This is a genomic window from Acinetobacter junii (assembly GCF_018336855.1).
Lineage (GTDB): Bacteria > Pseudomonadota > Gammaproteobacteria > Pseudomonadales > Moraxellaceae > Acinetobacter > Acinetobacter junii.
Map to the genome: position 1 here is coordinate 37,282 of NZ_CP059558.1, position 19,848 is coordinate 57,129.

General features: G+C 41.6%; 16 protein-coding genes. 9 read left to right on the forward strand and 7 right to left on the reverse strand.

Going from position 1 to position 19,848, the window contains the following annotated elements; genetic code table 11:
• Positions 1-113: 113 nt before the first annotated feature.
• The gene (locus tag H2677_RS00170) at positions 114-869 is read left to right on the forward strand and encodes an SDR family oxidoreductase (protein ID WP_212638908.1); all 756 of its coding nucleotides are present in this window, start codon (positions 114-116) and stop codon (positions 867-869) included.
• 54 nt (positions 870-923) lie between these two features.
• Here the strand turns inward: H2677_RS00170 and H2677_RS00175 are convergent, their stop codons facing one another.
• The 3 genes from H2677_RS00175 to H2677_RS00185 form a co-directional block, all read right to left on the reverse strand.
• Positions 924-2,213 carry a solute carrier family 23 protein gene (locus H2677_RS00175; protein ID WP_004910321.1) on the reverse strand — a complete coding sequence of 430 codons (1,290 nt, stop codon included), beginning with the start codon at positions 2,211-2,213 and terminating at the stop codon, positions 924-926.
• A gap of 300 nt (positions 2,214-2,513) precedes the next feature.
• The gene (gene ppc / locus H2677_RS00180) at positions 2,514-5,195 is read right to left on the reverse strand and encodes a phosphoenolpyruvate carboxylase (RefSeq protein ID WP_212638909.1); all 2,682 of its coding nucleotides are present in this window, start codon (positions 5,193-5,195) and stop codon (positions 2,514-2,516) included.
• An 84-nt stretch (positions 5,196-5,279) separates the two neighbouring features.
• Positions 5,280-5,903, reverse strand: a complete 624-nt coding sequence (locus H2677_RS00185) for a TetR/AcrR family transcriptional regulator (RefSeq protein ID WP_004910315.1) — start codon at positions 5,901-5,903, stop codon at positions 5,280-5,282.
• Between the two features lie 153 nt (positions 5,904-6,056).
• Here H2677_RS00185 and H2677_RS00190 point away from each other — a divergent pair, with 153 nt between their 5' ends.
• The 6 genes from H2677_RS00190 (at position 6,057) to H2677_RS00215 (ending at position 13,872) form a co-directional block, all read left to right on the forward strand.
• Complete coding sequence (locus H2677_RS00190; RefSeq protein ID WP_212638910.1) at positions 6,057-7,157, forward strand: efflux RND transporter periplasmic adaptor subunit; 1,101 nt, start codon at positions 6,057-6,059, stop codon at positions 7,155-7,157.
• A gap of 2 nt (positions 7,158-7,159) precedes the next feature.
• Positions 7,160-10,288 (forward strand): efflux RND transporter permease subunit, encoded by a 3,129-nt coding sequence (locus tag H2677_RS00195; protein ID WP_212638911.1) that lies wholly within the window; start codon positions 7,160-7,162, stop codon positions 10,286-10,288.
• A gap of 132 nt (positions 10,289-10,420) precedes the next feature.
• A complete protein-coding gene (locus tag H2677_RS00200) occupies positions 10,421-10,798 on the forward strand; it encodes a hypothetical protein (RefSeq protein ID WP_004910303.1) in 378 nt (125 codons plus the stop codon).
• A gap of 141 nt (positions 10,799-10,939) precedes the next feature.
• Positions 10,940-12,052 carry a molecular chaperone DnaJ gene (gene dnaJ / locus H2677_RS00205; RefSeq protein WP_004951083.1) on the forward strand — a complete coding sequence of 371 codons (1,113 nt, stop codon included), beginning with the start codon at positions 10,940-10,942 and terminating at the stop codon, positions 12,050-12,052.
• A gap of 250 nt (positions 12,053-12,302) precedes the next feature.
• The gene (dapB, locus tag H2677_RS00210; protein ID WP_112986325.1) at positions 12,303-13,124 is read left to right on the forward strand and encodes a 4-hydroxy-tetrahydrodipicolinate reductase; all 822 of its coding nucleotides are present in this window, start codon (positions 12,303-12,305) and stop codon (positions 13,122-13,124) included.
• 100 nt (positions 13,125-13,224) lie between these two features.
• On the forward strand, positions 13,225-13,872 hold the full coding sequence (locus H2677_RS00215; protein ID WP_004951085.1) for an START domain-containing protein: 648 nt from the start codon (positions 13,225-13,227) through the stop codon (positions 13,870-13,872).
• A gap of 41 nt (positions 13,873-13,913) precedes the next feature.
• Here H2677_RS00215 and H2677_RS00220 read toward each other — a convergent pair whose 3' ends face one another.
• Together H2677_RS00220 and dkgB are read right to left on the reverse strand one after the other, a co-directional pair.
• Complete coding sequence (locus tag H2677_RS00220; RefSeq protein ID WP_151690547.1) at positions 13,914-15,095, reverse strand: MFS transporter; 1,182 nt, start codon at positions 15,093-15,095, stop codon at positions 13,914-13,916.
• Positions 15,096-15,097: 2 nt separating this feature from the next.
• Positions 15,098-15,904: a 2,5-didehydrogluconate reductase DkgB gene (gene dkgB, locus H2677_RS00225; protein WP_004951091.1), complete on the reverse strand. Its 807-nt coding sequence runs from the start codon at positions 15,902-15,904 to the stop codon at positions 15,098-15,100.
• A 133-nt stretch (positions 15,905-16,037) separates the two neighbouring features.
• Between dkgB and H2677_RS00230 the strand changes: the two genes are divergently transcribed.
• Positions 16,038-16,940: a LysR family transcriptional regulator gene (locus H2677_RS00230; protein ID WP_212638912.1), complete on the forward strand. Its 903-nt coding sequence runs from the start codon at positions 16,038-16,040 to the stop codon at positions 16,938-16,940.
• On the opposite strand, the gene H2677_RS00235 is transcribed toward H2677_RS00230, so the two are convergent.
• A complete protein-coding gene (locus H2677_RS00235; protein WP_212638913.1) occupies positions 16,888-17,298 on the reverse strand; it encodes a hypothetical protein in 411 nt (136 codons plus the stop codon). The genes H2677_RS00230 and H2677_RS00235 overlap by 53 nt on opposite strands.
• 90 nt (positions 17,299-17,388) lie before the next feature.
• On the opposite strand from H2677_RS00235, the gene H2677_RS00240 reads away from it, so the two are divergent.
• Complete coding sequence (locus H2677_RS00240; RefSeq protein WP_212638914.1) at positions 17,389-18,816, forward strand: aminotransferase-like domain-containing protein; 1,428 nt, start codon at positions 17,389-17,391, stop codon at positions 18,814-18,816.
• Here the strand turns inward: H2677_RS00240 and ahr are convergent.
• On the reverse strand, positions 18,813-19,838 hold the full coding sequence (gene ahr, locus H2677_RS00245; protein WP_151690545.1) for an NADPH-dependent aldehyde reductase Ahr: 1,026 nt from the start codon (positions 19,836-19,838) through the stop codon (positions 18,813-18,815). The two genes, H2677_RS00240 and ahr, sit on opposite strands and share 4 nt — an antisense overlap.
• Positions 19,839-19,848: the final 10 nt, after the last annotated feature.

Genomic DNA, 19,848 nt, shown 5'->3' on the forward strand with positions numbered 1-19,848 from the left:
CTTTTGTTCGTATTCTTCGGATAATGATGCCGAATTTATCAGGATTATTTGCCTCTAACAGAACATTATCATGATTGGTATTCAATGATAAGTTGACTTATGTGAGGTCTATAATGAATACATCTTCAAATGATCGTGATGATAAAAAAGTTGTTCTGATTACAGGTGCATCACGCGGAATTGGTGCTTTTACCGCAACTTTGTTAGCGCAACAAGGACATAAGGTGGTGATTAACTATGCCAATAATGATCAACAAGCCACTCAAATCGTAGAAAATATTAAAGCGGCTGGAGGTACTGCGAGCCGATTTAAAGCGGATGTCAGCCAATCAAATCAGGTGGAATTATTGTTTGATTACGTGATTAATACGTATGGAAAAATAGATGTTCTGATCAATAATGCGGGCATTATGAATTTCAAAAAAATTGCGCTATTGGATGATGCAACAATCGATAAAGTGATTGCGATTAATCTAAAAGGCTCGTTGTATGCCATGCGAGAAGCAGCGAAACGACTTGAGCAAGGCGGGAAAATTATTAATTTATCGAGTAGTGTGATTGGTATGAAACTAGAAGGATATGGAATATATACCGCCTCTAAAGCTGCGATTGAGTCTTTGACCGCCATTCTAGCCAAGGAACTTAGAGCTAAAAATATTACTGTGAATGCAGTCGCACCAGGTCCAACTGCAACGGAATTATTTTTTGAAGGAAAAAGTGATGAGTTGATTGCTCAATTGGCAAAAGCATCCCCACTTGAGCGTTTGGGCACAGTTGAAGACATCGCGGCGGTACTTAATTTTCTAGTTAGTGATGATGGTAACTGGATTAATGCTCAGACTATTCGAGTAAATGGTGGAATCGTATAACCAATTGAACAGGGTGAAAAAAGGCAGCTCATGCTGCCTTTGATAATTAAATTTTTATTTTTTTAGGCTAAACAGAACATTCAGAAAGATAGCGGCAAAGGTTGCTGTACCAATTCCGCCTAAGTTAAAGCTTCCGAATAATAACTCGAAATTACCCGCACCCAAGATAATTGTCACAGATGCAACGATCAGATTTTTATTATTAGAGAAGTCGACCTTGTTTTCGATCCAGATTTTTGCGCCAGCAATGGTAATTAAACCAAAGACCACAATTGATGCACCCGTAAGTACCGCGGTAGGGATTGTGCTGATCACCGCACCAAATTTTGGTGATAGACCTAAAAAGATTGCAAAGACACCAGCGATTACAAAGACGATGGTTGAATAAACACGGGTAACAGCCATGACACCGATATTTTCACCGTAAGTCGTCATCCCTGGTGCACCCACACCACCTGATAACGTGGTTGCTAAACCATCGGCAACAAATGCTTTACCTAGTTGAGGAGTCAGGTCTTCGCCTGTCATTGCACCTACTGCTTTGATATGACCTAAGTTTTCTGCAACTAAAATTAATGCAACAGGTGCAATAATTAACATGGCATTCATATCAAAAGTAGGATGAGAAAAGCTTGGAATACCAAACCATGGTGCTGCTGCAATTTGTGAAAAATCGATTGGTTTTCCAAAGCCAAGCACATTCGTCGCGATGACGTAAATGGCATAGGCAATCAGTAAACCTACCAACAGTAATAAACGCTGTAATAATCCTTTGGTAAATACCGCGATAACACCCATGCTCAGCACAGTGATGAGCGCCATCCACATTTCAAAAGGCTGACCTGCAACGCCTTTGATTGTTACTGGGGCAAGGTTTAAACCAATGATCATTACGATCGCACCTGTTACAACAGGTGGCATTAATTTTTCAATCCAGCGTGTGCCTGTCAACATGACGGCAAAGCCAATTAAAGCATACAAGATACCGCAAGCAACGATACCTCCAAGTGCAACTGATAGATTCGGGTTTGCACCAGAGCCGGTGATGTGACCTGTAGCGGCTGCAACCACACCAATAAACGCAAAACTTGAACCGAGATAACTCGGTACACGTCCACCTGTGATCAAGAAGAAGATAATCGTACAAATCCCTGACATTAAAATCGCGAGATTTGGATTAAAACCCATCAGTAATGGCGCAAGAACAGTTGCTCCAAACATTGCAAATGCGTGTTGTACCCCGAGTACCGCGCTTTGTAAGGGCGGTAAATATTCGTTTGTCGCAACAGGGCGATGATCAATCTTCCCCTGATACGGCTGCCATTTTGGAAACCAATTTGACATAAAGTAGACTCATTATGTGATATCAACGCGTATGATACCCTGTCTTAAATTATGCTTTCATCTATTGGTCATTGATCTGAATGAACGCAAATGGTCATAAATTTCATATTTTTACCTTTTGGTAAAATAAATATGTAAATAAACTTTAGAATTCATTGTTGATTTTGATTGTTGTATTTGCAAAATAGCTCAATTTAATTTTTAAAATAAATTTAAAAAAATTTTGTCCAGTTGGCATATTTTGCCAATTTAGCCCTCATCAAACTGAATTATTTGATGAGGGTTAGACATAGACAATGATTAACCTGTATTGCGAAGCCCTGCGGCAATACCAGCAATACTCACCATTAAGGCATGATCAACAGGTGTATGTTCTGTTTGATGCTCAGCTAAATATAAACGACGACGTTTCATCAACTCAGCTTGCAACAAATGAAGTGGTAGTAGATAAGGTTTTCTGACCTGCATCGACTGATCTAAGACTTCATTATTGCTCAGAAGTTTGGACTCACCTTTCAGATTCAAAAGTGTATCAACCGCATTTTGTAATCGTTGTCTTAACTCTATCCCGAGTGCTTTGAGGTCCTGATCATCGGTCAAATGAGATTCGTAATACAACGCAATGTCTGCATCTGATTTAGACAGTACCATTTCCAACATATCAATTAAGGTTTGGAAATACGGCCACTGATCTAGCATGTCATTGAGCGTATTTTTATGTTGTTCATGCACTTGATTAATTGCGGTGCCAGTTCCCAGCCAAGCGGGCAACATCAAACGAATTTGTGTCCAAGCAAATACCCATGGAATTGCACGTAAAGATTCGATGCCCCCACTGACTTTTCGTTTTGCTGGGCGTGATCCCAATGGCAACATTTGCAGCTCTAATTCTGGTGTAACGGTACGCAAATAACTCACAAAATTTGGATTCTCACGAACCGTTTGGCGATATACCTTAACGGAGAGATCCGTCATCTGATTCATCAAATCACGCCATTCTTTCTTAGGTTCTGGCGGTGGTAATAAAGTCGCTTCTAAGGTCGCAGCGGTATAGATTTCCAAGTTTTGTAAGGCAATCCCTTCTAAACCAAATTTAAAGCGGATCATTTCACCTTGCTCAGTGACACGAATAGCACCCGAGATTGAGCCTGGTGGTTGAGAAAAGAGAGCTTGTTGGGTCGGAGCACCGCCACGACTGATTGAACCACCACGACCATGGAATAGGGTTAATTGCACATCATGTTTTTTTGCAACCGCGGTGAGTTCTTCTTGTGCACGATATTGAGCCCAATTTGCTGACATAAAGCCTGCATCTTTGGCAGAGTCAGAATAACCAATCATCACTTCATGTTTGCCATGGATATGCTGCTTGTACCAATGCATATTAAACAAGGTATCCATGGTCTTGGCAGCGCCGTCCAAATCTTTCAAGGTTTCGAACAATGGCACGACACGCAGAGGATGTTGAATGCCTGCTTCTTTTTGTAACAGCAATACAGCCAACACATCACTAGGATATTCAGCCATTGAAATGATATAAGCCCCTAAACTCTCTGCTGGTTGCTCAGCTAGAGTACGCATAGTGGCAAACACTTCGAGCACATCTGGATGTTGAATGAGACTACCTTCTGGCTCATTCAAATACTTAGGTAATAATGGACGTTTACTTTGTAATTCCTGAATCAAGAAGTTTTGACGCGCTTGTTCTGTCCACGATTCGAAATTACCCAAACCTAAATATTCCGTAATCGCAGAAATGGCTTGACGATGACGACCCGATTCTTGGCGAATATCGAGTTTGAGTAGTTCAATTCCAAAACAATTCACACGATAGATAAAATCGAGCAGTTGCCCATTGGCGATTTCAGCAAGGTTACTATCCACAAGGGAGCGATAGCAAAGCAGAAGAGGGGCCAATAATTCATCTTTATTCCGAATGATATTGCTATCGTCGGCATCCAAACCTTGTAAACGTTGACCTAAACAATAACGTGTTGCTTTAAGTCGTTCACGGGTAATGCGTAGATATTCACGGTATGGCTCAGGATGTTCATAACCTAAAGCTTCACTAAGTTCTTTAGAACAATTTTGGATAGAAAGTTCCCAACGTAGATTTTCAATATCTCGGAGGTATAAATCTGCAGCCTGCCAACGCGATAACCACAGAACTTCCTGTGTCACTTGATGAGTGACATTCGGATTACCATCGCGGTCGCCACCCATCCATGAAGCAAAACGGATCGGCGCTATGCTGAGAGGCAAAGCTTGCAGGCAATGCTGTTGTGTTAATTCATTTAATTCACGAATAAATTTAGGTACAGCATTCCATAACGTTTGTTCAATCGTTGCAAAACCCCATTTTGCTTCATCTACAGGTGTCGGGCGGTGTTGACGGATTTCATCGGTTTGCCATGCAGAGGTGACTAGCTGTTTGAGTGTGGCGATGGTCTGTTGACGTTCACGAGGTGTTAATTTCTTTTGATCAAGCTGTGATAGACAATCCGTAATATCATCATATTTTTGGATCAGGGTACGACGACTAACTTCTGTTGGATGCGCTGTGAGTACTAGTTCAATTTTTAGATCGCAAATTTGTTGAAATAATTGCTGTTCAGAAATTTGCTGATTTTTAAATTTCTCAAATAGATGAGTGAGTGGATTTGGGCTAGGCGCATGCTCGTCAAACTCTGCATAACGTCGGCTACGTACCACGTGATATTGTTCAGCGATATTAGCGAAGTTAAGAAAATGTGAGAATGCTCGTGTTAAGGGCAAAATCTCCTCATCTTTTAGCCCAAGAAAAAGCTGTTCTAACTGCTTCTCTGCTTCTATTTGACCGTCACGTGCGCCTTTAGCTAAAGCGCGAATTTGCTCAATTTGATTAAACAAATCTTGCCCAGCATGTAGTTTTAATGTTTCGCCGAGTAAGTTGCCCAATAAACGGACGTCTTCTCGTAATGGAGCTGTGATTTGTTGAATCATTCTATTTCTCCTGATGTTCTCATTCGACTATAACGCGATTGAGAGACAATCCAAGAGCAGAACGTAAAAAAATGTGAATTTTATTTAATTTTTGGGTTGATATTTAAGCAAAAAAAGCTCAATCGCTTGTTGAATCATCTGATCGATTTCATTCGCGGTCGGCACTTCATCCAATCCGAGTAGAACTCGGTAATGACGTAAGCCCAACATTAAAGACACGATTAATTCAGTTTGTTTTAAAGGATCGTCAGCACGAATAAATTTAAGTGCAATTGCCTGCTCAAAAAAATTACACCAAACATTGCTCATACGTGTATGTGAAGCATCGAAAAACTGCTGTGTTAAAGGGCTTTGTTCTGCTGCGAGTTCGAACAATAAACGATCAAGTTTTAATGCCTCAGGAAGATAAATAATAGTTAAAGCACGATGGCACATCAGATAGAGTGCTTGTGTAAAATTGGTTTCTGCCGTGAGAATGATTTCTTTAGCACAAATAGATTCTTCACAGGTTTCTTCAATTGCACAGATAAATAAATTGGCTTTGTCTTGAAAGTGGTTATACACGGTCAGTTTCGTGACGCCTGCTTCTTTGGCAATTTGATTCATGTTGGCAGCGTGATAACCCATTTTTAGGAAAAGAGATTTCGCAGCCTGTAAAATTTTAGCTCTTTTTTCCAAATCTTTAGGGCGACCACTACTGTTTTGCACGTTATCGTTCTCTTTTAATTAAATTAAAAATCAAATAAATAACTTTAATTTTTAATTAGTGTACTCATGGGTATATTAATTAAAAAATAAACAATTTATCATGATATTCATATTGTGCCTTAAAAAATCAATTTGAATAAGAGCGAAAAAGAGATGAATCTGCTAAATCATGTAATTGTGGGATTGCTCGTACTCAGCAGTGTCACTTTAACAGCATGTCAAAAAGAGGTTCCAAAGACGGAAGAAATTCCTTATGTCATGGTCGCGCAACCGAGTAGTAATCATATTGATCAAAAAAGCTATGCAGGTGATGTACAGGCGAGACAGCAAACGGCATTGGCATTTCGTGTTGGAGGACAAATTACCGAACGCTTTGTCGATGTTGGTGATCGAGTCAGAGTTGGGCAAGTATTAGCGAAGTTAGATGTTAAAGATGCTCAGTTACAACTTAATGCAGCTAAAGCACAGCTAGACAGTGCACAAGCAGCAGCAAAAATTGCAGCGCAAGAATATCAGCGTTATCAGCAATTATTGCCAGTAAATGCAGTCAGTCGCTCACAATTTGATGCAATCAAAAATCAATACGAAGCGGCGCAAGCAAGTTTGCAACAAGCACGCTCAAACTATGAAGTTTCTTCGAATCAAACGGGATATAACCAGCTGATCTCCAATAAAAATGGCGTGATTACCGAACGTCAAATTGAAGTGGGTCAGGTGGTTGCAGCAGGACAGGCTGCCTATCTGCTCGCGATTGATGGAGAGCGTGAAGTTGTATTTGGAGTCCCTGAACAAGCAGTCGCAACGATTAAAGTGGGGCAGCCTGCTTGGGTCACACTGTGGTCTCAGCCAGACCTTCGCTTTGCAGCTAAAGTACGAGAGGTTTCTCCTGCTGCTGATCAATCTCGAACATTTACGGTCAAGGTTTCCTTATTGGAAGGTCAATCTAGCATTCAGTTGGGACAAAGTGCGCGTGTATTCTTTGTTGCAAATCAAACAAATGTCCTCAGCGTCCCACTCTCTAGTGTGACGGCTAATGATCAGCAGGCATTTGTATGGGTCGTGACGACAAATAAGACCTTACGTAAAGTTCCAGTTCGCTTGGGTGCCTATGGTCGAGATAGTGTTCCTGTCCTGTCTGGTTTAAAAGCAACAGACTGGGTTGTGGTTGGTGGTGTGCATTTGTTACGTGAGCAACAAAAGATTCATTCTGTAGACCGAGAGAATCGTGAAGTCACGATCAAAACTGGAGGTTAATCATGAAATTTAACCTCTCAGAATGGGCACTGAAAAATAAAGGCATTGTGCTTTATTTTATGCTGCTACTCGGCATCGTCGGGATTATGTCTTATTCCAAGCTGTCGCAAAGTGAGGATCCACCTTTTACCTTTAAAGTGATGGTGGTACAGACTTACTGGCCTGGTGCAACGGCTAAAGAAGTCTCGACACTCGTGACCGATCGAATTGAAAAAGAATTAATGACCACTGGTCAGTATGACCGCATCATGGCTTATTCACGTCCTGGTGAATCTTTGGTGACTTTTGTTGCTAAAGACAGTTTACCTTCGAGTGCGATACCTGATGTTTGGTACAACGTCAGAAAAAAGGTCAATGATATTCGCCATCAGTTACCCAGTGGTGTACAAGGACCATTTTTCAATGATGAGTTCGGCGATACTTTTGGCAACATCTATGTCCTTACAGGGAACGACTTTGACTACGCGGTAATGAAAGAATATGCCGATCGTTTGCAACTGCAATTGCAACGAGTCAAAGATGTGAGCAAGGTCAATTTAGTCGGATTACAAGATCAAAAAATATGGATTGAATTATCCAATACCAAAGCGGTGCAGCTCGGTGTACCTGTGACAGCCATTCAAGAAGCGATACAAAAGCAAAATGATATGGCAAGTGCAGGATTCTTTGAAACTGGCACAGATCGTATTCAACTTCGCGTCAGTGGACATTTGCACAGTGTAGATGATCTGAAAAAAATGCCGCTATTGGTCGGTGATAAAACCATTCAATTGGGGGATGTTGCTGATGTTTATCGGGGCTTCAGTGAACCTGCTCAACCTCGTATGCGTTTTATGGGGGAAAATGGAATTGGCATCGCGGTTTCGATGCGCAAAGGCGGTGACATCATCGCTTTGGGCAAAAACTTAGAAACCGAATTTAATCATTTGCAGAAATCATTGCCTGTGGGCATGAAACTTCAAAAAGTTTCAGATCAACCAGTCGCAGTACAACGCAGTATTCAGGAATTTTTAAAGGTATTGGCTGAAGCGGTCATTATCGTTTTATTGGTCAGCTTCTTTTCCTTAGGGTTTCGCACAGGACTGGTGGTGGCTTTGTCTATTCCACTCGTTTTGGCAATGACCTTTGCAGGGATGAATCTATTTGATGTCGGTCTGCATAAGATTTCCCTCGGTGCCTTGATTCTTGCACTCGGTTTGTTGGTCGATGATGCCATTATTGCTGTTGAAATGATGGCAATTAAAATGGAGCAGGGCTATAGCAGACTCAAAGCAGCAGGATTTGCGTGGCAAACCACGGCATTTCCAATGCTGACAGGAACATTGATTACCGCAGCAGGTTTCTTACCGATTGCAACGGCACAATCAGGCACTGGCGAATATACACGTTCTATTTTCCAAGTCGTAACCATTGCGTTAATTGTGTCATGGATAGCAGCCGTACTCTTTGTTCCATATTTGGGTGAAAAATTACTCCCTGACTTCACCAAGCAACAACAGAAAGCAGCATGGTATTTGAGGCTTTGGGCGAGATTGCGGAAACAGCCTGAACCTGTTGTACAGGCACATGGACAGCACCATGATCCCTATCAAACCAAGTTTTATCAGTCTTTCCGTCGTATGGTGGAGCTCTGTATTACGTACCGTAAAACAGTAATCGGAGTCACGGTGGCAATCTTTGTTTTATCAGTTGCGATGTTTAAATTCGTTCCTCAACAATTCTTTCCACCATCTAACCGTGCAGAAATCTTAGTGGATTTAAAGCTTGAAGAAGGTGCGTCACTGACAGCGACTGAACAGGCTGTTAAAAAGGTGGAGTCATTCTTATCTAAACAAAAAGGGATCGATAATTATGTTGCCTATGTTGGAACAGGTTCTCCTCGCTTTTACTTACCTTTAGACCAACAACTACCGCAAGCCAGTTTTGCGCAGTTTGTCGTACTCGCATCGTCTTTAGATGATCGTGATGAAATTCGCCGTTCTTTAGAAACGCAAATCAAGCAGTTATTGCCTCAAGTGCGTACTCGTGTTTCGTTGCTCGAAAATGGTCCACCAGTGGGATACCCATTGCAATATCGTGTTTCAGGAGAAGATCTGAGCACCGTGCGTCTATGGGCACAAAAAGTGGCAAAAGTGATGAGTGAAGATCCGAATACCACCAATGTGCATTTAGATTGGGGTGAGCCAAGTAAGATTATTGCTATCGAAATCGATCAAGACCGTGCGCGTCAAATGGGTGTTACGAGTTTTGATTTAGCCAATTTTTTGAATGCTTCTGTGACTGGTACAGTGATGAATCAGTATCGCGAAAAACGGGAGTTAATTGAAATTCGCTTGCGAGGAGATCAGGCTGAGCGTGCAGAAGTGGCATCTTTGGCATCTTTAGCTGTTCCTACAACACAGGGCACAACAGTCCCATTGGCACAGATTGCAAAAATCGAATCACGATTTGAAGAAGGCTTGATTTGGCATCGTAACCGTTTACCAACCATTACTGTAAGAGCAGATATTCGTAGCCATCTACAACCTGCCACGGTAGTTCAGCAGTTAGCTGATCAGATGCAGGACTTGCGTGATGATCTGCCAAATGGTTATTTGCTCGAAGTTGGGGGAACCGTTGAAGAATCTGCTAAGGGTCAAAGTTCAGTCAATGCAGGAATGCCATTATTCCTAGCTGTAGTGATGACTTTGCTCATGATTCAATTACGCAGTATGTCGCGTGCGACGATTGTATTGTTAACCGCACCATTAGGGTTAATAGGCGTTGTTGCATTCTTGCTATTGTTTAATAAGCCTTTTGGTTTTGTGGCTATGCTTGGGACAATCGCCTTGTCTGGTATGATCATGCGTAACTCATTGATCTTGATTGATCAGATTGAGCAAGATATTCAGGCTGGACAAGCAGCATGGGATGCGGTGATTGATGCGACGATGCGACGATTCCGTCCGATTGTACTGACAGCACTTGCTGCAGTTCTTGCAATGATCCCACTTTCACGCAGTATTTTCTTTGGTCCAATGGCTGTTGCAATTATGGGTGGATTGATTGTTGCGACCTTATTGACCCTATTTTTCCTGCCTGCACTCTATGCAACGTGGTTTAAGGTCAAAAAAGCAACATATCTAACGTAATTATTTTGTGAATAAAGGTGCGAAATATTGAAAATTTCAATATAGTAGCACCTATATTTTAAGACCAAAAAATAATTGAATTTCATTGCATGATTGATTTGGCAAAATGCATGGATTGAGGTGAAATAGAGCATGGGGCAAGACAATATTGAGCAGCATCGTCGCTATGTAGCGATTTCTTACGTGTTCATGTTTCTTGCATTATTTACAATTTTGTTTGCTGCGTTTGCATACATGTTTGCACGAAAAGTTGCGATTGTGGATAATGCCGAAGTTTGGATTCATGCGCATGCCCTATGGATCATGCGTAATGTGCTGTTATTTATTATGATGGCTTTTTTTGCCTCTTTGTGGTTTATCCCATTGTTCTTTTTTGCATGGGACAGTGCAATTTGGGTGACTGCTACAACAGTCGCAGGTGTCGTATTTAGTTCAATTGCTTGGTTATTCTTGTTGAATGCTTGGCTGAAAGGACTTTCTAAGTATTTAAAAAATAAAGCAGTTTTCTAATTAAGCTGCTTTTTTATTAACTTAGACCTTGTAAATTTGTAATATAGCCCCTATCTAGGCTCTGTTGATCTCAAAAATAAGATCAACAGAGCCTATTTATTCGTAGAGATTTAATAAATTCCGTGAGGAGCATCGCCAACCATGGCTAAACGTGATTATTATGAGGTTTTAGGCGTTTCGAAAACCGCAGGTGATGATGAGATCAAAAAAGCCTATCGTAAGTTGGCGATGAAGTATCACCCTGACCGTAACCCTGACAACGCTGAAGCTGAAGAAAAATTCAAAGAAGCATCAGAAGCTTATGAAATCCTGTCTGACAGTGAAAAGCGCAGTATGTATGACCGTGCTGGACATAGTGCATTTGAAGGCGGTTTTGGTGGTGGCGGTGGCTTCGGTGGCGGTTTTAGTGCCGAAGATATTTTCAGCCAATTTGGTGATATTTTTGGTGGTGCATTTGGTGGCGGTCGCCAGCAGCAACGCCAACGCCGTGGTTCAGACCTCCGCTATGTGATGGAATTGACCTTAGAAGAAGCAGTTAAAGGCGTTAAAAAAACCATTACTTTTACGGCTCCTGCGCCATGTGAAACTTGTGATGGTAAAGGATCTAAAAATCCAAACGATGTCGAAACATGCCGTACTTGTCATGGTTCAGGTCAAGTTCGTATGCAACAGGGCTTCTTCTCTGTGCAGCAAACTTGTAGCACCTGTCGTGGTCAAGGCAAAATTATTAAAAATCCTTGTAATACTTGTCATGGCTCTGGTGTTGCAGATCGTCAACAAACACTTGAAGTTACCATCCCTGCGGGTGTGGACAACGGTGATCGTGTTCGCTTAACAGGTAAAGGCGAAGCGATTCGTGATGGTCAATCAGGTGATTTATACGTTGAAGTGGTTGTGCGCGAGCATGAAATTTTCCAACGTGATGGCGCTGATCTATATATGGATGTGCCAGTTAGTATCGCGGATGCCGCTTTGGGTAAAGAAATTGAAATCCCAACCTTGGACGGTCGTGTGAGTTTGAAGATTCCTGAGGGGACTCAAACGGGTAAATTATTCCGCTTACGTGGCAAAGGTGTTCGCCCTGTACGTAGTAGTATGGTGGGTGATTTACTTTGCCGCATCGTTGTAGAAACCCCAGTAAATTTAACCAGCCGTCAACGCGAGTTACTTAAAGAATTACAAGCCTCTTTAGATGGTGATGGTCATGCATCGTCTCCAAAGAAAAAATCATTCTTTGATCGCCTCTTTGATTAATAGACATCAATAAAAAACCTGCTTCGGCAGGTTTTTTTATGGGAAATTTTAAATCCTCAGCAACCTTCATTTTTCAAATGAGGGAGCATTGTCTATCCTATAACATACTGAATTAGCAGAAATTTACCCTCTATTTTTAAAGAGGTGTTAGGGGGATTTAAGTCTATGATAAGTAATACTTTATAGATGTATAGATGCCATTCATTTGCTATAGTAGCGAAATTGTTTAAATAAAAGACTGGGAAACATTATGTCAACTTCTCCACGCATTGGGATCTTAGGTGCTGGCGGACGCATGGGCCGTATTCTGATTCAGGCTGTACAAGAAGCAGGCTATCAACTTGCAGCAGCAGTAGAACGCCCTGAAAGCAGTTTAGTCGGCGCAGATGCAGGTGAGCTTGCAGGCGTTGGAAGTTTGGGCGTAAAGATCGTTGGCAGTTTAGCTGAAGTATTAAAAGATTGTGACGTGGTGATTGATTTCACTGCACCAGCCGCAACAGAACAACACTTAAAGCTTTGTCGTGAAGCTGGTGTAGCGATGGTGATTGGAACGACGGGCATGTCCGAGGAACAAAAAGTATTCTTAGATGAATCAGCAACTCAAACCCCAGTTGTTTATGCTGCAAACTATTCTGTAGGTGTAAATGTATCAATCAAACTTTTGGAACTTGCAGCAAAAGTATTTGGTGATACGGTCGATATCGAAATCATTGAAGCACATCACCGTCATAAAGTAGATGCACCGTCTGGCACAGCATTTATGATGGGTGAAGCAATCGCTGATACCTTAGGGCGCAACTTAAAAGAAGTTGCAGTCTATGGTCGTGAAGGCTATACGGGTCCACGTGATCGTCAAACTATCGGTTTTGAAACCATTCGTGGTGGCGATATTGTGGGTGAGCATACCGTTATGTTTATCGGTGAAGGTGAACGTGTTGAAGTGACGCACAAAGCGACAAACCGTATGAACTTCGCTTCGGGTGCAGTACGTGCAGCAGCATGGGTTGTAGGGCGTGAAGCTCGCAAATATGACATGAAAGATGTCTTAGGCTTTAACGATATTCAAGTATAAAAAGTTCCCTTTTTGCACTATAAAAAGAGCTTATTGCGCTTTCAATAAATCCCAAAAAGCACGATAAGCTCCAAACCTCATTACAACAATTGAGCATGACATGAATAAAAAACATATTGTTCTTGCTACGCTGCTAAGTGCGACGAGTTTGGTCGTCAGTGCCGCAGAAGCTCCGAAACTCAGTTTGCACCGAAATAATATTAAAGTTTGGACATATCAAACTGAAAATAATCCAGTATTCCAATATAAAGCAGAAACAACTTTTGATGTGCCATTAGAACGGGCTGTAGCCGTAGTTCTAGATGTTGAACGCACCCCACAATGGGTTCCTTATGTGGGTAAGGCTCAACTATTATCTCGAGATGAGAAGAAGGGCGAGTTCACATTATATATGGTGCTTGATTTTCCTTTTCCATTAAAAGATCGCGATGTGGTGATTAAAGGGAAAATGAGTAAAAATGCGGATGGCAGTATTAGTATTAAAAACAATGCCATTAAAAATAACTATCCTGAACAGCCTGATGTGATTCGTTTAACCCGCTATGAGGGTGATTGGACTTTTCAAAAGTTAGCAAATAATAAAGTCAAAGTATCTACAACAGGTTATGCAGATCCAGCTGGTGCAATTCCGCTTAGTTTTGTGAATATGTTTGTACAGCAACAACCCTATCAAATGCTGATGAAAATGAAAAAGGAAGTGAATAATCCTTTGTATGCACAACCGAAATTACCAGATGTACTGAAGTAATAAAAAAGCCTGATTCAATCAGGCTTTTTTATGTTCTAGGTTTAGGTGCAGTGCTGATAGCTAAGCTTAGATCGAGATGCGAGAAAGATTTGGATAAACACCAAAAGTAATCCAATCGCTGCAAGAGCTGCTCCGATCATTGATACTGAGGCATAGCTCAGACCTAGACTTAAAACAGCTCCTCCAGCCGCTGCGCCAACTGCATTGCCTAAGTTAAATGCTCCGATATTTACAGAGGAAGCGAGACCAGATGCTTCATGTGCTACCGACATAACGCGCATTTGCAGTGATGGCACAATTGCAAATGCTGCCGCGCCCCATAGAACCAGCCCAACAGCTGCTCCGACTTGGGTTTGGGCCAGCAGAGGGAAAACTGCCATCAATACAATCAAGGCGATGAAGAAGCCAATTAACGTCTTATCAATAGATCGATCTGCAAGCTTGCCACCTAGATGGTTTCCAATCGAAAAACCAACCCCAATTAAAACTAACATCATGGTGATAAACATCGGTGAGGCGTGATTGAAAGCAACTAAACTCGGGGCGATATAGGTGTAAAGGGTAAACATTGCTGAAGCACCGAACACTGTGGTAAGAAGTGCCAAAATCACAGGGAGCCGAGAGAGAACTTTTAATTCCATTTTAACGTCGGGTTTTTTTCCAACACCACCCACAGGCAGTGCTTTCCATAGAGAAAACATCGTTACTACACCCAATACCGCAATCGCAAGAAAAGACATCCGCCAGCCAATGGTTTGTCCTACCCATGTCGCTAAAGGAACGCCACCAATATTGGCAATTGTTAGTCCCATGAACATGGTAGCTACAGCACTGGCTTGTTTATGTGCAGGTACGACACTCGCAGCGACAACTGAGCCAATCCCGAAGAAAGCACCGTGATTGAGACTGGTAATCAAGCGTGCGCCCATCAGGCTCATATAATTTGGTGCAAATGCCGCAATTAAGTTGCCTATGGTAAAAATGGCCATCAGAAGAATTAAAGCATTGCGACGAGCAAAACCACCGAACCATAAAGTGACGATTGGGGCACCTAGCATCACCCCCAAGGCATAACCTGTGATCAACATACCTGCACTTGGAATCGAAACACCAAGATCATGGGCAATGTTCGGCAATAAGCCCATAGGCGAGAATTCAGTGGTTCCAATGGCAAACGCACCAATAGCTAATGCGAGCAAAGGAAGATTGATGCGCTGCTTCATGTTTATTTATCCCATACTGGTGCAAGTTCAGGTGGGTCAATTTCACGACCATTACGATCCAGTTCCGCAATCAGCTGCATTTCTTGTTCGCTTAGTTTTAATTCTTGTGCTTTCAAGTTGCTGATCAGGTTCTCACGTTTGGTTGATGATGGAATAACCGCATAACCCTTTTGTAATGCCCAAGCTAAAGCAACTTGTGCTGAAGTAGCCTGATGTTGTGCTGCAATCTCAAGCAAAGTTGGGTCTTTGAGCACTTTCCCGTAAGCAAGAGTCATATAAGAGGTCACATCAATCTGTTGTTGTGTAAGGTAATTTGCCAAGTTTTGATTTTGCAAATAAGGGCTTAGTTCGATTTGATTGGTGGCAATATGTTCTGCGCCAATGCTATCAATTGCTTGTTGAGTAAGTGCAATATTGAAATTTGAAATCCCAATGAGTTTGGTTAAGCCTTGTTGTTTGGCTTCTAATAATAATTGCATCACTTCTGTGATATCTGTCCCTTGCGATGGTGCTGGCCAATGGATTAAGGTCAGATCAACTGCTTCAGTGCCTATTTTTTGCAAACTTTCTTTTAGGCTTGGGATCAGGCGTTGTTCAGAAAAGTTATTGACCCATATTTTTGTAGTTAAGAATAAATCTTGGCGAGCAATCCCGCTTTCACGGATAGCCTGTCCTACTGCTGCTTCATTCTCATAAATTTGTGCTGTATCAATAGCGCGATAGCCGACATCTAAGGCAGTTTTGACTGAATCAATCAGGATTTGATCATTTAAACGATAAGTACCTAAACCAAATTGAGGGATTTGCATATTCTTCACCTAATTTTTTAACTCAAAAGAGTCTAATTTGTTGATGAAGGCAATTTTGCGATGATTATTGTTGCTAAAAAATAGATGAATTTGCAAAATATAGTTGACTGAATATCAACAATAGGGGGTGATAATGAAATCAAGTATTGAGGAATTGCTCGCCTTTATAACGATTGTTGATACAGGTTCATTTATTGCAGCTGCTGAGCGATTAGGTCAAACAGCATCTGGCTTGAGTCGTTCTTTGAGTCGTTTAGAGTCTAAGCTTGAAGTGACTTTGCTGGAACGCACCACACGAAAATTAAAACTCACTCAAGAAGGTCAGCAGTTCTTAGCGCATGCCCGAAAGATTTTAAATGATTTGAGTGCGGCCGAAGAAGCTTTGCAGCGTTCAGATCAAGATACATCTGGTTTGATTCGTGTTGATTCGGCTGCGCCATTTATCTTGCATGTGATTGCTCCTTTGATGCGTGTATTTCGGCAGCGCTATCCGAATATTGAAATTGAATTAAACAGTAAGGATCAAGTGATTGATTTACTAGAGCATAAAACTGATGTCGCATTTCGCTTTGGTGAATTACATGATTCAAGTCTTCATGCAAAATTGGTATGTAAAAGTCGCTTGTATATTGTGGCAAGTCCACATTACTTAAAACGGATGGGGACACCGACGCAAGCAAAACAATTGTTACAGCATGATTTAATTGGCTTCACACGCCCGATTCATATTAATCAGTGGCCGATTAAAGTAGATGATGAATACTTCTTTGCACAAGCCAAAATCAAAGCATCTAGTGGGGAGACAGTACGGCAATTGTGTCTACGAGGACAGGGTATTGCACGATTATCTGAGTTTGAAATCTGGCAAGATTTAAACGAAGGACGTTTGGTCGCATTATTTGAAGACCAAATTGAGCACTCTTATCAAAGCATCCATGCTGTTTATTACCAACAAGAGCATTTACCCAAACGTGTTCGTCTCTTTATTGAATTTTTGTCTGAGCAACTAAGCCAAGGTTTTTCTGTGTGTCAGTAGATATGGGTGGAACTTGAACTTCGAGAACAGGAATAGATTCTCCTGTTGTTTGAGGGATAGACATGACAATCTGGTGCTCTTTGCGCGTACACTCCAAAACAACTGTTGGTAATAATGATGCGCTTACGACCACACCATTTTCATTGGGTTTTTTATAGGTCAACTCTACCGTATCTGTTTTGGTTTGAGGGTTATGATTTTTTAGTTTCCATAGCTCATAACCTTGTCGGTTTTGAATTTTCAAATAACCTTCAGCGAGAGATTTGCAAATTTCTTGCTGCTGATGTGTTTTCTGATCAGGCAACTGACAACCTGTAAGTAGCAATATACTCACTAAAAATAAGTTATTAATTTTCATTGTTTTACTCCTCTGCTGTTGATTTTTATAGCTTAAAGGTGTTGTATAAACCAATACAGATACAGAAATTTTTAAAAAACCAGTACAGACATGACATTTCAATATCAACGCTTGGCGGAACAGCTGTCACAAAAGATTTACCAACATGAACTGCAACCGCAACAGAAGTTAAGTTCATTAAGAGAATTTGCACGCCAACAAAAAATCAGTTTAAGCACAGCGCAGCAATGTTATGAATTGTTAGAAGCCAAAGGCTTGATCTATGTCAAACCCAAATCAGGTTACTTTGTTAACTCGAGACAATACCAAAGTCCGGTACCTGAAAGCCCAAAATTTGAATCGATGCCAAGACGAGTTTCAAATTTAGAGTTGCAAAATCAAATCCAAACTGCATCCATACAAAGTCATTTAACGCCTTTAGGTGCGATTCAGTTATCTCCTCATTTAATACCTGTGGATGGATTACGCCGTTCTTTGCAGCGAGCTTTGAAGCATTGCCAACCTGAAGATTTTTTGTACTGTAATAAACAAGGACATCTACAGCTCCGACAAGCACTTTCTGATCATTGGCGTGAGGATGGTATCTACATCGCCCCAGACGATATTTTTATTAGTAATGGATGTATGCCTGCACTGTCACTGTTGATTCAGCAAATGAGTCGAGAGGGCGATAGTATTATCGTTCCAACACCAACCTTTAACGGTCAGCTTCAGCTCCTTGCAGGATTGAAACGTAAAATTATTGAAATACCTGCGGATCATCAAGGCATAGACCTAGAGCGGTTAGAATATTTTATGCAGCAGGGTAGTGCAAAGTTATGCTTACTGACTGCGAATTTTCAAAATCCTTTGGGCTATTGTCTAAGCAATCAGCAAAAACAAAAAATTGCCGAGTTGGCACAAAAGTATCAATGCTTTGTTTTGGAAGATGATATTTATGCTGAATGTAGTTTTCAAAAAGAACGCCCTTTACCGATTCGTTATTGGGATCAACAGGGCTATGTAATTTGGTGTGGTTCTGTTTCTAAATCTTTATCGAGTGCTTATCGTGTGGGGTGGTTTTGTTTAGGTCAACAATTACAGCACTTAAGACCAGCTCTGTTAGCAAATAATGTTGGGGTTAATACCCCCTTACAGCTTGGTTTAGCCGACTTTATCTATAGTCGTGCCTATCGAGAACATTTGGAACGTTTAAGACCTGCTCTCATGCAGCAAGTCGAACAATATCGTGCATGTATTTTGGAGCAGTTTCAGGGGATTCCGATCGCACTTAGCCAATCGAGTGGTGGATATGCGCTGTGGATGCAACTACCAAACACCATTACAGGTTTAGAGTTGTATTATCGCGCGCAGCAATATGGAATCAATATCGTTCCAGGTGAGGTATTTGGTGAAGATCAGCGCTATCAGCATTTTCTACGATTAAACGCTGGCCATGCTTTGACAGATGAAATCCGCCAAGCTATTCAGCAGTTGGCGGATTGGGTCAGAGAAAGTCTCACGTCGAAATTGAGTTAGTCGAAGTCTGCTTTCAATACGATGCGATAACGTGCTTGACCTGAATGAAGTCGCTCAATGGCATCGTTGAGGTGTGACATAGGATAGAGTTCAATTTGCGGGGCGATATTTTTACGTGCTGCAAATTGAAGAAGTTGACGAAGTGCTAAAGGAGAACCCGTCGGTGAACCTGTTACTGATTTGGCACCATCAATCAAAGCACCGACTGAAACTGGAATAGGTTCTAAAGTCAGACCTAGAAAATGCAATGAGCCATTCGGTGCTAAAGTGCTGAGAAAGGCTTGCCAGTTTAACGTCACATTGACTGTACTCAACAATAAATCAAATTTTCCTCGTTGAGCTTTGATGGCCTGCGCATCACGGCTATTCACAACGTGATCTGCACCCATGGCTTTCAGCTCATCAGTTTTCTCAGGATTTGAGCTAAATGCCGTAATTTCACAACCCCATGCTTTGAGCAGTTTAATCGCCATGTGACCTAAGCCACCGATACCAATTACACCGACATGATGCGTGGCTTGGATTTTATGTTTAAGTAGAGGATCGAAAACTGTAATCCCGCCACATAACAAAGGACCTGCACTTTCTGGATCTAAATCATCGGGTAGGGGAATCACCCATTGCCAGCCAGCTCGAACCTTATCTGCAAATCCACCAGCATGTCCTACGATCGTTGCAACACTGCCGCCAGTACATAACACTTGATTACCACCGATGCAGGGATCACAAGCTTGACAACTTTCTGCTGTCCATCCGATACCTACACGTTGACCTACTTTGAGTCCTTTTGCTTCAGAACCAAGAGCAGTGATGGTTCCAATAATTTCATGACCAGCAACCACAGGATAAGTAGATGATCGCCAATCATTATTAATCACTGAAATATCTGAATGACATAAACCACAATATTCAACTTTGACTTCGACTTGATGGGCTTGTAAATCGCCTGCGTCAAATTGATAAGGAACCAGTTGTTCACCTGCTTGCATCGCAGCATAAGCACGTATTTGATTGTTGCTCATGGAAGGACTC

Excerpts from the sequence above, each read along its gene's own strand:
- H2677_RS00170 (WP_212638908.1), top strand. The coding sequence starts at position 114 with ATGAATACATCTTCAAATGATCGTGATGATAAAAAAGTTGTTCTGATT.
- H2677_RS00175 (WP_004910321.1), bottom strand. The coding sequence starts at position 2,213 with ATGTCAAATTGGTTTCCAAAATGGCAGCCGTATCAGGGGAAGATTGAT.
- ppc (WP_212638909.1), bottom strand. The coding sequence starts at position 5,195 with ATGATTCAACAAATCACAGCTCCATTACGAGAAGACGTCCGTTTATTG.
- H2677_RS00190 (WP_212638910.1), top strand. The coding sequence starts at position 6,057 with ATGAATCTGCTAAATCATGTAATTGTGGGATTGCTCGTACTCAGCAGT.
- H2677_RS00195 (WP_212638911.1), top strand. The coding sequence starts at position 7,160 with ATGAAATTTAACCTCTCAGAATGGGCACTGAAAAATAAAGGCATTGTG.
- H2677_RS00200 (WP_004910303.1), top strand. The coding sequence starts at position 10,421 with ATGGGGCAAGACAATATTGAGCAGCATCGTCGCTATGTAGCGATTTCT.
- dnaJ (WP_004951083.1), top strand. The coding sequence starts at position 10,940 with ATGGCTAAACGTGATTATTATGAGGTTTTAGGCGTTTCGAAAACCGCA.
- dapB (WP_112986325.1), top strand. The coding sequence starts at position 12,303 with ATGTCAACTTCTCCACGCATTGGGATCTTAGGTGCTGGCGGACGCATG.
- H2677_RS00215 (WP_004951085.1), top strand. The coding sequence starts at position 13,225 with ATGAATAAAAAACATATTGTTCTTGCTACGCTGCTAAGTGCGACGAGT.
- H2677_RS00220 (WP_151690547.1), bottom strand. The coding sequence starts at position 15,095 with ATGAAGCAGCGCATCAATCTTCCTTTGCTCGCATTAGCTATTGGTGCG.
- dkgB (WP_004951091.1), bottom strand. The coding sequence starts at position 15,904 with ATGCAAATCCCTCAATTTGGTTTAGGTACTTATCGTTTAAATGATCAA.
- H2677_RS00230 (WP_212638912.1), top strand. The coding sequence starts at position 16,038 with ATGAAATCAAGTATTGAGGAATTGCTCGCCTTTATAACGATTGTTGAT.
- H2677_RS00235 (WP_212638913.1), bottom strand. The coding sequence starts at position 17,298 with ATGAAAATTAATAACTTATTTTTAGTGAGTATATTGCTACTTACAGGT.
- H2677_RS00240 (WP_212638914.1), top strand. The coding sequence starts at position 17,389 with ATGACATTTCAATATCAACGCTTGGCGGAACAGCTGTCACAAAAGATT.
- ahr (WP_151690545.1), bottom strand. The coding sequence starts at position 19,838 with ATGAGCAACAATCAAATACGTGCTTATGCTGCGATGCAAGCAGGTGAA.